We start from the raw sequence: 13,247 nt of genomic DNA, 5'->3' as shown, positions 1-13,247 counted from the left end.
TCTCAGATTACAAATCATGTGATTGGATCACTCGATCGAATGGCGTGAGGCTGAACGGTAGCCCAACCGGTCGGAGGCGGCAATGTCCCGAGGTCTGCGCGGAATCGGAGCCGGTGCGGTCGCTTGCTGCGCGCTCTTGCTCGGCCCGAGCGCGGCGATGGCTGCGGCTGGCGGCGACCCGCACCCGGTTCTCGATCGCGGCTTTTCCGCGGGTTCGCGGTTTCTCGCTGCGCAGGTCGTCGGCGAGGGAGACGCGTGGTCTCTCGATTGGGAAGTCCGGAACCGGGGGCCAGTGTCGGTCGCCGTTTCCTCTGATCGCGGACGGACCTGGGACCGCGTCGCGCAGGTCGCCGGGCACCACCTTGCAGTCCCCGCCGACCCCGCGGTGCCGCGTCCGTGGTTTCGACTGCGGTCCGGCGGCAGCACGGTGGTCGTGGCGGCCCGATCGCTCGCCTTGCCCAGCGTTCCGAACCTGCGCGATCTGGGCGGCTACCGGACAGCGACGGGCGAGTGGGTCCGGATGGGGCTGCTCTACCGGTCGAACGCGCTGACCTTGTCGGCCGCGGACAAGACGACCGCTGATTCTCTCGGGCTCCGGTACGTCTACGACCTTCGTACGGCAGCTGAAGCGGGCCAGGCACCGGACGTGGTGCCTGCTGGCGCGACTCGTGAACTCCATGACGTCATGGGTGCCGGAGTTCAGGGCCCTGCGCCCACGACACCCTTGCAGGCTGCCGACACCATGCGTGCGATGGAACGGGTCTTCGTGGACGATCCTGCCTCGCGGGCCGAGTTCGGCGCCGTGCTCGCAGACCTCGCGACGCGCGATGGCGCGCAGCTGTTCCACTGCACCGGCGGCAAGGACCGGACCGGTTGGGCGGCTGCGGTGGTGCTGACTCTGCTCGGCGTCGACCAGGACACAGTCATGCAGGACTACCGGCTATCCGATCGATACGTCCTCGAAAGTCCTGGCACGCAGGCATACCTGGCGACGCTGAGCCCCGGCGACCGGGCGGTCACCGAGGCTTTTGTCCGCGCCGACCCCAGCTACCTCCAAGCCGGGTTCGACGAGGTGACCGCCCGATTCGGAACCATGTACGAGTACGCCACCCGCGGGCTCGGCCTGACCCCGCAGGCGATCTCCCGTCTGCGCTCCGCCTTCCTCGAATCCCGGCGCTGAGGCGGCAACACGGCGAAAGGATCCACAGTGGATGATGCAGTCGCCTTGCCCGACAACCGATTCGGCCTGTTCATCGCTCCGTTCCATCCGCTGGACGGAGACCCGACTCTGCAGCTCCGGCGGGACCTGGAGCTGGCTGTGCTCGCCGACGAACTCGGCTTCGACGAGGTCTGGTTCGGCGAACACCATTCCGCCGGCTTCGAGACGATCGGTTCGCCCGAGCTCATGATCGCCGCGGCGGGGGAGCGGACCAGCCGGATCATGCTGGGCACCGGGGTGAACTCGGTCAGTTACCACAATCCGCTGATTCTCGCCGACCGGATCGTGCAGTTGGACCATCTCACCCGGGGGCGGGTCATGATGGGCATCGGTCCAGGGCAGTTGCCTTCCGACGCGTTCATGCTCGGGATCGACCCGCTGCGCCAACGCGACATGATGGCCGAAGCCGTCGAAGCCCTCCTGCCGCTGCTGCGGGGCGAGAAGGTCACCAAGCAGACGGAATGGTTCGACTTGCGTGAAGCAGCCGTGCAGCTGCTGCCTTACGGAGGACGGGATATCGAGGTCGCGATCGCGTCCGTGTATTCCCCGACCGGGGTGACCCTCGCCGGGCGTCATGGGCTCAGCGTGTTGTCGGTGGCGGCGTCGGATCTGCGGGCACGCGGCCGGCTGGCCGGGAACTGGGCGGTGCACGAACAAGTCTCGGCCGATCACGGCCGAACCGCCCGGCGCGGCCGGTGGCGGGTGGTGGGGATGATGCACCTCGCGGAATCCCGCGAGCAGGCGCGGCGTGAAGTCGAGTGGGGAGTGCTGGGCTCGACGGCGTATTTCGAGGGATTGACAGGCGAGAAAATGCCGTGGCGATCGTCGCCCGGGACGGCAGTGGACCAATGGACGACCGAAGGCTTGCCGAGCTGGGGAGTCGGCATCGTCGGTACGCCGGACGACGCGATCGCCGCCATCGAAAGTCTCCAACGGGAAACCGGCGGCTTCGGAACGTACCTGCTCAACGTCCACAGCTGCGCGCCATGGCACGCGACCAAACGCAGCTACGAACTGTTCGCGGAGTACGTGATTCCGCATTTCCGGCAGGCGAACCGAAACCGGGAGGCCAGCATCGCCTGGGCGGGAGACAACAGCCAACGGTTCGTCGGGCGGATGACGCAGGCAATCGAGCAGGCGACCCAGAAGTACGGTGCCTGACCTTGCTGTGACCCAGTTATCACCGCACAAGATAGTAGGACGTCCTACTATTCAGGCAGGCTGACGACGGGTGAGGTGGACCATGGGCGACGACGGGATTCTGGTGCTGGACGGGGCGCGGACCCCGGTCGGGAGCTTCGGCGGGGCATTCCGGGAGGTGCCGGGGTTCGAACTGGGCGCAGCCGCGGCGCGGACCGCGCTCGACCGGGCGCGGGTCGCGCCAGAGGACATCGGCGAAGTGGTGATGGGCTGCATCGGGCAGGTCGGCCCGGACGCCTACAACGCCCGCCGCGTCGCGCTTGCGGCCGGACTTCCGGTTACCACCCCTGCGTACACCGTGAACCGCCTTTGCGGCTCGGGACTTCAGGCGATTTGGTCCGCAGCATCGCAAATGCGCTGGGACGGTCTCGACTTCGCGCTCGCAGGCGGCGACGAGTCGATGAGCCGGATGCCGTTCTACGACTTCGGGGCACGTTCCGGATACCGGCTCGGCGACCGCACGCTCGCAGACGGGACGGTCATGATGTTGACCGACCCGTTCCACGGTGTCCACATGGGAGTGACCGCGGAGAACGTCGCCCAGAAGTACGGCGTCTCGCGGCAGGAACAGGACGAGTTCGCTGCGGAATCGCAGCGGCGCGCTGCCTCGCCGGGTGCGAAGGCGGCGTTCGCCGAAGAGATCACTCCAGTCGAGACGGGCGGTCGCCGATCGGTGACGGTCACTGACGACGAGCACCCGAAGCCGGGCACGACTGTCGAAGCGCTGTCTGGCTTGCGGCCGGCCTTCCAAGAAGGCGGCACTGTCACCGCGGGCAATTCGTCTGGCATCAACGACGGTGCGGCTGCGGTGGTTCTCGCCCGCGAATCTGCGGCGGCCGAGCGCGGGCTGTCCGGCTTGGTGCGGATCGAGGCGGTCGCCACGGCTGCGTTGGAGCCGGAATTGATGGGCTACGCACCCGTTCCCGCGCTTCGGAAGCTGTTCGAGAAGACCGGTACCACGCCGAGCGACATCGACATTGTCGAGCTGAATGAGGCGTTCGCGGCGCAGGCTGTCGCGGTCGTTCGCGACGCCGGCCTCGATCCGGAGCGCACTAATCCTTACGGCGGCGCGATCGCGCTGGGACACCCGGTCGGTGCGACTGGAGCGATTCTCACGCTCCGCGCAGCTAAACACCTCGCGCGCACCGACAAAGAACTCGGCATCGTGACAATGTGCATCGGCGGGGGACAGGCGCTCGCCGCCCTGCTGCGGAGGGTCGCGTAATGACTGGTGTGCGGAGGGAAGTGCACGAGGGTGTTTGCCGGATCGTCCTCGACCGGCCTCAGGTGTCGAACGCGGTCGACCTGGCTGCTGCACGGGGCCTCGCCGAGGCGGTGGAGGCGGCCGAGGCAACTGCGGTGCGGGCTGTTCTGCTCACCGGCGAGGGTGCCCGGTTCTGCGCGGGCGGAGACGTGCAGTCGTTCGTCGCGGCAGCAGAACCTCCGAAGTACCTCCACCAGCTCGCCACCGAACTGGAAGCCGCGCTGCGGCGGCTTTCGGAGCTGCCCAAGCCGGTCGTGGCTGCGGTGCAGGGTGCGGTCGCGGGTGCTGGCCTCGCCTTCGTTCTGAACGCGGACATCGTGGTGGCGGCGCACTCTACGAAGTTCCGGATGGCCTATTCCGGCATCGGCCTTACCCCGGATTGCGGAGTGTCGTACCTCTTGCCCCGTGCAGTCGGCATACAGCGAGCGCTCGAGCTGGCACTCGCCGGGCGCACGCTGACCGCGGACGAAGCGCGCGATTGGGGTCTTGTCACGCAGGTGGTCGAGGACGATGCGCTGTCTGCTGCTGCGGCTGACATAGCCGCTGCGCTGGCGAACGGATCGGCGGCTGCGTTCGGCCAGGCGAAGCGGCTGATCCGGTCGTCGTTCTCGGCGACCCGCGAACAAAGCGCGGCTGACGAAGCGCGCACCATTGCTTCAGCGGTGACCACCGACGAAGCGCAGGAGCTGATCCGGCGGTTCGTCAATCGGTGACCGGCTCCCACCGCAGCAGCGCCGCCGGTGGTTCTCCGGGCACATCCTCGAACTCCGCCCGGACTGGCATGCCCACCGACGGCGCGGCGTCGCTGCTCCATCCTCCCGGCAGCAGGAGTCCTTCACCTTCCGCCAGCCGAACGAAAACCACGGTGTACGGAGCGGTGCGCTCCGGTTGGTAGGCCCGGTGGGACACCGTCCAGCTGACGATGGTGCCTTCGCCGCTGGCTTCAGTCCATTCCCAGTCGAACGACCGGCACGCAGCGCACATCGCCCTGGCCACCAGCCGATGAGTGCGACAGGACTGGCACGTCTGGATTTGCAGGCGGTGGTCGGCGAGAGCGGCCCACCACTCGGCGGAGTCGCGGTCGGCGAGCGGGCGGGTCATCGGTCTGCTCGCAGGATCAGCGCGGAGGTCGTGCCGGACACGTAGCCCGGCTGGCCGGTCGTCAGCGCTACCTCGACTCCGGGGACCTGCCGTTCGCCGGCCTGTCCGCGCAGCTGCTGCACAGCTTCGCCGACGTGGTTGAGGCCGTGCAGGTAGCCCTCGGAGAGGTGCCCGCCGTGAGTGTTGACGGGGAGCCGTCCGTCCAGCGCGGTCGCGCCGGATGCGACGAACTCCGCGGCCGTATGCCGGGGCGTCAAACCGTAATCCTCCAATTGCATCAGGACCAGCGGGGTGAAAGCGTCGTAGAGTTCGGCGATCTGGATTTCCTCCGGGCCGATGCCGGCGGCCCGGTAGAGGCGAGGGGCGAGATCCGCAGCCGCGCTGATCGACAGATCGGGCCGCGCGGCGGAGAACAGGCTGTGCCCGCCGCCTGATGCGGCGGCGCTGATCAGAACCGGCGGTTGCCTCAGATCGCGCGCGCGTTCCGCGGACGTGACGACCACGGCGATCGCCGCGTCGGTCTCCAGGCAGCAGTCGAAGAGCCGCAACGGTTCGGCGATCCAGGGCGCTGCCAGGTAGTCCTCCATGGACAGTGGCTTGCGCATCATCGCCCGCGGGTTGCGCATGGCGTTCTGTCGCTGGGTGATCGCCACCCGGCCGAGGTCCTCTTCGGAGGCGCCTGAGGCGGCCAGGTAAGCCTGGCCGACCAAGGCGTACTGCTGCGGCGGGGCAAGGAGGCCGTACGGCACCTGGTACTGGAACTCGACGAGAGTGGGCGCTGCCCGTCCCGTGCCGCCCATACGGAACTCCGAGCGGGCGTTGAGCGCGCGCCAGCAGACGACCGTCGACGCTTGCCCGCTCGCGACCGCCATCGCGGCTGTTCCGATCGTCGCCGCGGAAACGCTGCCACCGCCCCAAAAGTCAAGCAAGACGTGCGGGTCGGAGACCCCGAGCGACGCGGCGACGACGGCGGCGGGGGTCGCGTCGCCGACCGAATGCGTCACCAAGCCGTCGACGTCGCCGGGAGAGAGGCCGCAGTCGTCGAGTGCGGAGGAGATGGCGCGGAGAGCGAGTTCGAGAGTGCTCACGCCGGAGTTCTTCGAATACGGCGTCCATCCCAGGCCGGCGACAGCGGCGCGATCGCGGAGCGGACTCACGACACCTCCTCATCCCAAGCGAGCACTTGCTCAAATACTACGAACGCTGCCGAGATCGTGTCAACGAAGGGAAGTTGACGGCGGGCCGAGCGCGTCGTACGGTTCTTAACCAAGCGATTGCTCAAGTCGGCTCGAAGAGGAGAAACTGTGGCGCGCGGGATCTATCTGCTCGAAGAGGTGTACTTCCACCCGATGAACTCGCGCAACCCGCGCGAATACCTGCAGTGGCTGGTGAACTACAAGAAGGAAGACGAGCAGCGGGACGACTCCGGTGCCGAACTGACCAGTGGCCTGTCCGTGCGCTCGCGGGCGATCGACTTGGTCGGCGCCTTCTACGCGATCGGCATCACCGGCCACGAGCAGTTCAAGGCGGTGACGCTGTGGGACTGTCACGGCGGCTGGGAGGGCGGCTGGCGGCAGATGCTCGACATCTACGACAACGTCAAGCCCGAGCTGTTCCTGTCGTCCATCGACGACTTGCGCCACAAGGCGTTCTCGCGCCCGATGGGCGGCGTCCAGGGGACTCCGGACTTGCAGGCGCTGCGTGCCGAGCACTACACCGCGCCGTTCTTCCTGCACGAGGTCGCGCACGTCCGTCCCGGTGCGGCACTCGACTACCTCGCTGCCGTCCGGGAGGAACGCGCACCCATTCTCGCCGATCACGGTCACCGTCTCGTCGGGTTGTACGAGGTGCTGATGTCCGATTCGGAGGTCGTGACGTTCTGGGGCACCGACAGGGATTCGCACCTGCGCACGCAGCGTGCTTACGACGCCGCGGTCGGTCTCGACGCCGAGGCGCAAGCTGACCCACGGTTGCTCGACTGGCGCAAGTCGGCGCGGCAGTACCTCGACGGGCCCTGGCGGGAAACCCTGCTCGCCCCGTTCCCCGGCTCGGTGCTGGCACCGGCGCAGTCCTGACAACGGAAAGGTGGATGCTGTGCCCGACTCCGTGCACCGTCCGATGAAGTTCTCCGCGTTCCTGCTGTTCCACCGGCCCGACCGGCAGCGCAGCATGAAGGAGGTCTACGACTACAACATCAGGGTCGCCGAGTTGCTCGAAGAACTCGGCTTCGACGGCCTGTGGGCGTCCGAGCACCACTTCCGCGATTACGGAACCGTGCCGAACACGTTCACTATGCTCAGCCACCTCGCGGCCCGGACCGAGCGGATCCGCCTCGGCACGGGCGTCGTTGTGCTGCCGCTGCACAACCCCGTGCACGTAGCCGAAGAAGCAGCGCAGGTGGACCTGCTGTCGAACGGCAGGCTCGACCTCGGCGTCGGCCGCGGCTACCAGAGCATCGAGTTCGACGGCTTCGGCCTGGACCTGGCCGAGGCGCGCGACCGGTTCGACGAGGCGTTGGAAGTGATCACCGGGCTGTGGACGCAGGACACGTTCCGCCACGAGGGGCGGTTCTACCGCACGGGTGAGGTCGACCTGACGCCGAGGCCGTTGCAGCGGCCGCACCCGCCCGTGTATGTGGCCGCGGTGAGCCCGGAAACAGTCGAACGCTATGCCCAGCGCGGCCTGCCGATCCTCGCCGATCCGGCTGCTCCTTTCCGCAAGGTGCACAAGGCAGCCGAGACCTGGCGGACGGTCGCGGCCGAAGCTGGTCACGCCGCTGACGAAGCCGAACTCGTCGTTTCGCGCTCGGTCTGGCTCGCTCCGACCGTCGAACAGGCGCGTGCCGACCAAGAGTCTTTCGAGAAAGCCTTCGACCGGGCGCGCATCTTCAATGAGAAGAGCGCACCGATCGACTCGAAGACCGGCGAGATCGCCAAGGGCTTCGAGTTCTGGGAAGGCCGCTACCTCAAGGGCGGGAGCGTGGGCACCGACTTCCGGTGGGAACAGCTCGAAGTGATCGGCGACCCGGAGCGCGTCATCGGGCAGGTCGCGATGCTGCAGGAGTTCGGCTTCGGACACCTCATGTGCGACTTCGGCAGCACCCGGCACCTGCCGTTCGAGGACATGAAGCGGGCGATCACGTTCTTTGCCAAGGAAGTCATCCCGGCTTTCCGCTGAGAGGCGCAGCATGCACGAGTTCACGATCGGGGACGTGGTCCGAGAGCACCGGCGCAGCCGGGGACATGTCACCGCACTTGTCGACGGGGACCGCCGGCTGACGTACGCCGAACTGGATCAGCGAACCAACCGGCTCGCGCATGCGCTTCTCGACGCGGGCGCTGGCCCTGGGGAGCGAGTTCTATGGCTGGGCGTCAATTCTTTCCGGATCATCGAGCTTCTCGTCGCCTGCGCGAAGGTCGGCGCGATGCTGTGCCCGGCCAACTGGCGGCAGAGCAGCGACGAGTTGCGTTTCGTGCTCGACGATCTCCGGCCGGCGGTGGTCGTCTGGGAGGCCGGGCCGCTGGACGCCGCGCTCGAGCCACTCCGCGATGCGACAACCGGGAAATGGGTATGCCACAACGCGGACGACGGCTACGAGGATTGGCTGTCCTCGCACCCGGACTCGGATCCAGGCTGCGAGGTTTCCGAGGAATCGCCGGTCCTCGTGCTCTACACCGCTGCCTTCGACGGGCGCCCGCACGGGGCGATGCTCGCCCAGCGGGCGCTCATCGCGCACAGCATGATGCTCGGCGTCGTGCGGCAGATCGAGGAAGGCTTCGTGTGCCTCGATTCCGGGCCGTTGTTCCACGTCGGCACGATGATGTTCGCGCTCGCGACGTTGACTTTCGGGGGAACCAACGTCGTGCTGCCGACATTTGAACCGGAGTTGGCGTGCCGACTCATCGAGCGGGAGCGCTGCCAAGCGGCGATGTTGTTCCCGGCGATGATCGCGCAGTTGGTGGAAGCCAACGCCGACGGCCGATTCGACCTTTCGAGTCTTCGGTTCGCCGCTGGCGACGAACCGTGGAACTCGATGATCACGATTGACGAGAGCCCGTGGGGACGTTCCTTCGCCGGATACGGCCAGACGGAAGTCGCCGGCATGCTCACCTACCACGCGCTCGGTCTCGAAGGGACCGGGACCAGCGGGCGGCCGAGCCTGTTCGCGCAGGTGCGGATCGTCGATCCGGTGGACGGCGAACTGCCCGACGGGGAGGTCGGGGAAATCGTCGCGCGAGGGCCGCACGTGTTCAGCGGCTATTTCAACCGTCCGGAGCTGACAGCGGCGAAGCTGCGCGGCGGCTGGCACCACACCGGAGATCTCGGCCGGCGGGAAAAGGACGGCACCATCAGCTTCCTCGGACCGAAGCTGCGCATGATCAAGTCCGGGGGAGAGAACATCTACCCGGCCGAAGTCGAGCGGGCGCTGAACTCCCATCCGGGGGTTTCGGCGGCCGCCGTCATCGGCAGGCCCGATCCGGAATGGGGACAGAACGTGGTTGCGATTGTCGTGCCCGCTGAGTGTGCCGAGATCACCGAAGCCGAGCTCATCGAGCACGTGCGGACTGTGGTGGCTTCGTACAAGAAGCCCAAGGAAGTGATCCTCGCCGAGGAGATTCCGCGTCGCGGCTTCGTGCCGGACTACGACGAGCTGGACGACCGCTACGACGGCGGCGGCTACCCAGGAGCCTGAACCGCTTACCCGGCAGGAGAAACGCAATGACGCGCTATGCCAACTTCGGGCACGCAGTGCTGACCGCGCAACGCGATCGGACCCCGGACGCGGTGGCGGTGACCTTCGCGGGTCGTGACCACCTGACTTTTGAAGAGCTGAACCGTCGGGTCAACCGCCGGGCGAACGCCTTGGCCGCGGCAGAGGTGAGCCCCGGCGACCGCGTCGCGACCTTGCTCGACTCTCCTCTGTCCGTGCTGGAGGTATACCTGGCACAGGCCAAGCTCGGGACTGTGCTCGCGGCGCTGAACCCATTCTGGTCACCGGATGTCTTCGTGCCAGTGCTCACGCGGAGCCAGGTCACCGCCTTCGTCTACGATGCGCGGTTCGACGATCTCGTGGCGCAGCTGCGGCCCGAGCTGCCCGGAGTGCGGCAATGGTTGCGTCTCGGCGGAGCGGCGGACGACGCGCTCGATTTCGACGCGCTCACCGAGACGGCGGACGACGCCGAGCCGGACATCCGGGCAGGCAGCGACGCTCCGTTGGCGCTGTTCTTCACGTCCGGCACGACAGGGCTGCCGAAAGCGGTCGTTCACACGCACCTCAGCGGCCTGGCGATCGCCGAGAAGCTGTGGCTGGACGTGCCGCTCGGCCGGGACGCCGTCGTCGGCACTGGACCGATCGTCTGGGGCATCGGTTTCCTGGCGGTCGCGGCGCCCGCCCTCGCGGGCGGAGCGCGACTGGTCCTGGAGGAGGGGTTCGGGCCCGGCCATTTTCTCGGAGCGGTGCCGCGGGAACGGATCACCCACCTGAGCGTCACGCCGAGCTTCTTCGTGGAGTTGCTGTCCGACCGTGCACACGAAACGGTGGACCTCTCCTCGCTCCGGGTGGCGATGCTCGGCGGGGAGCCGCTGTTGTTCTCACTGCAGCAGCGCATCCACCAGCGTTTGCCGAAGCTGGCGCTTTATGGCTACTACGGGCAGACCGAAGCGCCGTACAGCGTAATCGGCCGGCGCGACCAGGTCCCGGACGACGTCGTGGGCTGGGCCCGAACCGGTGGCGCGGTGCGGGTGGTGAACGGCACCGGGCGGCGGATCACCGGTGAGATCGGAGAGATCCAGCTCGCGGGTCCGCACGTCGCCGCCGGATACGACGGTCAGCCGGAAGCTACCGAGCAAGCGCTGCGGGATGGCTGGTTCACCGGGGGAGACCTCGGAAAAGTCGACGGCGCGGGCCGAGTGTCCGTGCTGGGGCGGCGAGCAGACGCGATTGTGCGCGGCGGAGTGTTCACCCTGCCGGCGCAGGTCGAAGACGTCGCGTCCGCAGTGGACGGGGTCGCGGAAGCCGCTGCGGTCGGTGTCGATGGCGGTGCGGAACCGAAGATCCTGCTGGTCGTCCGGCCGGAGCAGGACCGCACGCTGGATCCCGAGGTCGTTCGGGCGGCGGTTGCGGAAAAGCTGCCGCCGGAGTCGCGACCGGACCTCGTAGCGGTCGCGGACGAGCTGCCGCACGCGAACGACGGGTCCGGCGGACAGGGAAAGCTCCTGCGTCGCGAGGTACGGGAACGCTGGGGGCATCTCCTGGAAGCGGCTCGCCCGTGAGCGGGCAGCTTGCCGGGCAGGTCGTCTTCGTCACGGGCGGAGCGCGGGGGCAGGGGCGGTCTCACGCCGAGGCGGCAGCACGCGAGGGAGCCGACGTCGTCCTCTTCGACCGTTGCCAAGACTCCGCAGCGGTCGCTTACCCTCTTGCCACCGAAGCGGATCTGGCGCAGACGGCTGAGCTGGTGCGCGCGCATGGGCGCGAGGTCTTGGCGCTCACCGGCGACGTGCGCGACCCGGCCGAGGTGGATTCGGCTGTCGCGGAAGCGGTGCGCCGATTCGGGCGCATCGACGCGCTGATCGCCAACGCCGGAGTACACGGCGGCGGATCGATCCAAGACGCTGACCGGGGGATATGGGACGAAGTCCTTGGCGTGAACCTGACTGGTGTTTTCCAGTCCATGCGCGCGGTGACGCCGCACATGATCGAACGCGGATACGGCCGCATCGTCGCGACCGCCTCCAACCAGGGCCGGATGGCTGTACCTGGCTCGGTCCCGTACGTCGCATCGAAGTGGGGCGTGGTCGGCCTGGTGAAGGCAGCGGCGCTCGATCTCGCGGCGTTCGGCATTACGGTGAATGCGGTCGCGCCAGGGAACACGTCGACTCCGATGGTGCACAACGACGCGCTGTACCGGGCGTTGCGTCCTGATCTCGACGCGCCTGAGTGGGAGGACGTCGAGCCGCTGCTGCGCGAGCACCACGCGCAGCCGGTGACGCTGCTGGACGCCGCGGAGATCACGGCCGCGGTGCTGTTTCTGATCGGCCCGGGCACTCCTCACGTGACGGGCTCGGTGATCGACGTCAATGCCGGGTCGGCCGCGAGGTACACCGCATGATCGGCGCAGAGGACCATCGGGAGATCGAGCGGCTGGTCCACCTCTACGGCTACTACCTCGACGACGGCCGGTTCGACGACCTCGGCCGGTTGTTCGCGGACACGGACCTTTACGTCGGCGACGCGCTGGTGGCGCGCCGTGACCCGGTCGCGGTGACCGCACTGTGGCGCCGCTACGTCCGGATCCATGCGAACGGGACGCCGCGAACCCACCACCTCTCGACCAACTTGGTGGTCGAAGACGACGGCCCGGGGCGGGCGCGCGCTCATTCGTACATCCTGGTGGTGCAGCACGCCGCGTCGTTTCCGTTGCAGCCCATCATCGCGGGCGATTACCTCGACCGGTTCACGAAGACCGATGCCGGATGGCGATTCGCCGAACGGAGGATCGGCAACGATCTCTTCGGCGATTTGAGCGAGCACTTGCTGGAACCCATGGAAATCGGCGACTCCAACCGGCTCCAGAGCTGGGAACGGCTCTGATGGACGCGGGCGTGCAGTTCTTCCCGTCCGCGGAGTCGATTTCGCCGGTCGCGTTCGCTCGCGCGGCCGAGGAGCGCGGGTTCGAGTCGGTCTTTTTTCCCGACCACACGCACGTCCCGGTGGGCAGCGCCAGCCCGCCGTTCTACCGGCGCTTGCTCGACCCGCTGGTGGCGCTCGCCGCTGTTGCCGTGTCGACCAGCCGCATCCGACTCGGCACCGCGGTCTGCCTGGTGCCTCAGCGCGAGCCTCTCGTTCTCGCCAAGCAGGTGGCGACGATCGACGAGCTTTCCGGCGGCAGATTCGTCTTCGGCGTCGGTGCCGGCTCGGACGAAACGGAGCTCCGCAACCACGGAACCGACCCCGAGCGCCGCTTCGCGGTACTGCGGGAGCGGTTGGCCGCGATGACGGCGCTCTGGACCGAGGACGAAGCGGAGTACCACGGCGACTTCGTGGAGTTCGGCCCGGCTTGGTCGTGGCCGAAGCCAGTCCAGCGTCCGAGGCCGCCCGTCCTGCTCGGCGGCGGCGGCCCTCGCGTGCTAGATCGGGTAGTGGAACTGGCGGACGGCTGGATTCCCTACCGCGACGGAACTGAACAGATCGGCGACGAACCGTCCGGCGCGGAGGAAGTGTTCAGCGCTCGGCTCGGGCGGCGGGTTCGTGAGCTCGCGAAGCGTGCCGCGGATGCCGGGCGGACCGAGGCGCCGGTGACGCTTTTCAACGCTTTTCCTCATGCCGACGCGCTTGCCCGGTATGCGGAGCTGGGGATCGCCCGCGTCGTGTTCTGGATGCCCACGGCCGGTGGGCCGGCCACGTTGCACAAGCTCGATCGGATCGCGGCGCTTGTCGCGTCGTGAACCAGAGGAGGGAATCAC

Annotated in this window: 13 protein-coding genes; 11 read left to right on the top strand and 2 right to left on the bottom strand. The window is 67.9% G+C overall.

Going from position 1 to position 13,247, the window contains the following annotated elements; genetic code table 11:
• Positions 1 to 82: 82 nt before the first annotated feature.
• The 4 genes from D0D37_RS22405 (at position 83) to D0D37_RS22390 (ending at position 4,396) form a co-directional block, all read left to right on the top strand.
• Positions 83 to 1,180 carry a tyrosine-protein phosphatase gene (locus D0D37_RS22405; RefSeq protein WP_116202527.1) on the top strand — a complete coding sequence of 366 codons (1,098 nt, stop codon included), beginning with the start codon at positions 83 to 85 and terminating at the stop codon, positions 1,178 to 1,180.
• 27 nt (positions 1,181 to 1,207) lie between these two features.
• Positions 1,208 to 2,380 carry an LLM class flavin-dependent oxidoreductase gene (locus tag D0D37_RS22400; protein ID WP_116202526.1) on the top strand — a complete coding sequence of 391 codons (1,173 nt, stop codon included), beginning with the start codon at positions 1,208 to 1,210 and terminating at the stop codon, positions 2,378 to 2,380.
• Positions 2,381 to 2,450: 70 nt separating this feature from the next.
• Entirely contained in the window at positions 2,451 to 3,644 is a 1,194-nt protein-coding gene (locus tag D0D37_RS22395; RefSeq protein WP_244223624.1) for a thiolase family protein, read from the top strand.
• Positions 3,644 to 4,396 carry an enoyl-CoA hydratase/isomerase family protein gene (locus D0D37_RS22390; protein ID WP_116202524.1) on the top strand — a complete coding sequence of 251 codons (753 nt, stop codon included), beginning with the start codon at positions 3,644 to 3,646 and terminating at the stop codon, positions 4,394 to 4,396. Before D0D37_RS22395 ends, D0D37_RS22390 begins: the two co-directional genes overlap by 1 nt.
• Here the strand turns inward: D0D37_RS22390 and D0D37_RS22385 are convergent.
• Positions 4,386 to 4,784 carry a Zn-ribbon domain-containing OB-fold protein gene (locus tag D0D37_RS22385; RefSeq protein WP_116202523.1) on the bottom strand — a complete coding sequence of 133 codons (399 nt, stop codon included), beginning with the start codon at positions 4,782 to 4,784 and terminating at the stop codon, positions 4,386 to 4,388. The two genes, D0D37_RS22390 and D0D37_RS22385, sit on opposite strands and share 11 nt — an antisense overlap.
• Positions 4,781 to 5,941 carry a thiolase C-terminal domain-containing protein gene (locus tag D0D37_RS22380; protein WP_116202522.1) on the bottom strand — a complete coding sequence of 387 codons (1,161 nt, stop codon included), beginning with the start codon at positions 5,939 to 5,941 and terminating at the stop codon, positions 4,781 to 4,783. The genes D0D37_RS22385 and D0D37_RS22380 overlap by 4 nt, the downstream gene beginning before the upstream one ends.
• A 147-nt stretch (positions 5,942 to 6,088) precedes the next feature.
• On the opposite strand from D0D37_RS22380, the gene D0D37_RS22375 reads away from it, so the two are divergent.
• From D0D37_RS22375 to D0D37_RS22345, 7 genes are read left to right on the top strand one after another with little or no spacing between them, the layout of a single operon-like run.
• The gene (locus D0D37_RS22375) at positions 6,089 to 6,859 is read left to right on the top strand and encodes a hypothetical protein (protein ID WP_116202521.1); all 771 of its coding nucleotides are present in this window, start codon (positions 6,089 to 6,091) and stop codon (positions 6,857 to 6,859) included.
• Between the two features lie 19 nt (positions 6,860 to 6,878).
• Complete coding sequence (locus D0D37_RS22370) at positions 6,879 to 7,961, top strand: LLM class flavin-dependent oxidoreductase (protein WP_244223623.1); 1,083 nt, start codon at positions 6,879 to 6,881, stop codon at positions 7,959 to 7,961.
• Between the two features lie 10 nt (positions 7,962 to 7,971).
• Positions 7,972 to 9,477, top strand: coding sequence for an AMP-binding protein (locus tag D0D37_RS22365; RefSeq protein WP_116202520.1), 1,506 nt, complete (start codon positions 7,972 to 7,974; stop codon positions 9,475 to 9,477).
• 26 nt (positions 9,478 to 9,503) lie between these two features.
• Complete coding sequence (locus D0D37_RS22360) at positions 9,504 to 11,057, top strand: class I adenylate-forming enzyme family protein (protein WP_116202519.1); 1,554 nt, start codon at positions 9,504 to 9,506, stop codon at positions 11,055 to 11,057.
• Positions 11,054 to 11,893 (top strand): mycofactocin-coupled SDR family oxidoreductase, encoded by an 840-nt coding sequence (locus D0D37_RS22355; protein ID WP_116202518.1) that lies wholly within the window; start codon positions 11,054 to 11,056, stop codon positions 11,891 to 11,893. Before D0D37_RS22360 ends, D0D37_RS22355 begins: the two co-directional genes overlap by 4 nt.
• The gene (locus tag D0D37_RS22350) at positions 11,890 to 12,375 is read left to right on the top strand and encodes a nuclear transport factor 2 family protein (RefSeq protein ID WP_116202517.1); all 486 of its coding nucleotides are present in this window, start codon (positions 11,890 to 11,892) and stop codon (positions 12,373 to 12,375) included. Before D0D37_RS22355 ends, D0D37_RS22350 begins: the two co-directional genes overlap by 4 nt.
• Entirely contained in the window at positions 12,375 to 13,229 is an 855-nt protein-coding gene (locus D0D37_RS22345) for an LLM class F420-dependent oxidoreductase (RefSeq protein WP_116202516.1), read from the top strand. Before D0D37_RS22350 ends, D0D37_RS22345 begins: the two co-directional genes overlap by 1 nt.
• Positions 13,230 to 13,247 lie beyond the last annotated feature (18 nt).

The organism is Amycolatopsis circi (assembly GCF_003385235.1).
Classification (GTDB): domain Bacteria; phylum Actinomycetota; class Actinomycetes; order Mycobacteriales; family Pseudonocardiaceae; genus Amycolatopsis; species Amycolatopsis circi.
The sequence above is the reverse complement of the archived record's forward strand: the minus strand, read 5'-3'. Positions and strand labels throughout refer to the sequence as shown.

What these genes read in the sequence shown, in the direction of transcription:
- D0D37_RS22405 (WP_116202527.1), top strand. Translation starts at nt 83, where the DNA reads ATGTCCCGAGGTCTGCGCGGAATCGGAGCCGGTGCGGTCGCTTGCTGC.
- D0D37_RS22390 (WP_116202524.1), top strand. Translation starts at nt 3,644, where the DNA reads ATGACTGGTGTGCGGAGGGAAGTGCACGAGGGTGTTTGCCGGATCGTC.
- D0D37_RS22345 (WP_116202516.1), top strand. Translation starts at nt 12,375, where the DNA reads ATGGACGCGGGCGTGCAGTTCTTCCCGTCCGCGGAGTCGATTTCGCCG.
- D0D37_RS22385 (WP_116202523.1), bottom strand. Translation starts at nt 4,784, where the DNA reads ATGACCCGCCCGCTCGCCGACCGCGACTCCGCCGAGTGGTGGGCCGCT.
- D0D37_RS22365 (WP_116202520.1), top strand. Translation starts at nt 7,972, where the DNA reads ATGCACGAGTTCACGATCGGGGACGTGGTCCGAGAGCACCGGCGCAGC.
- D0D37_RS22360 (WP_116202519.1), top strand. Translation starts at nt 9,504, where the DNA reads ATGACGCGCTATGCCAACTTCGGGCACGCAGTGCTGACCGCGCAACGC.
- D0D37_RS22350 (WP_116202517.1), top strand. Translation starts at nt 11,890, where the DNA reads ATGATCGGCGCAGAGGACCATCGGGAGATCGAGCGGCTGGTCCACCTC.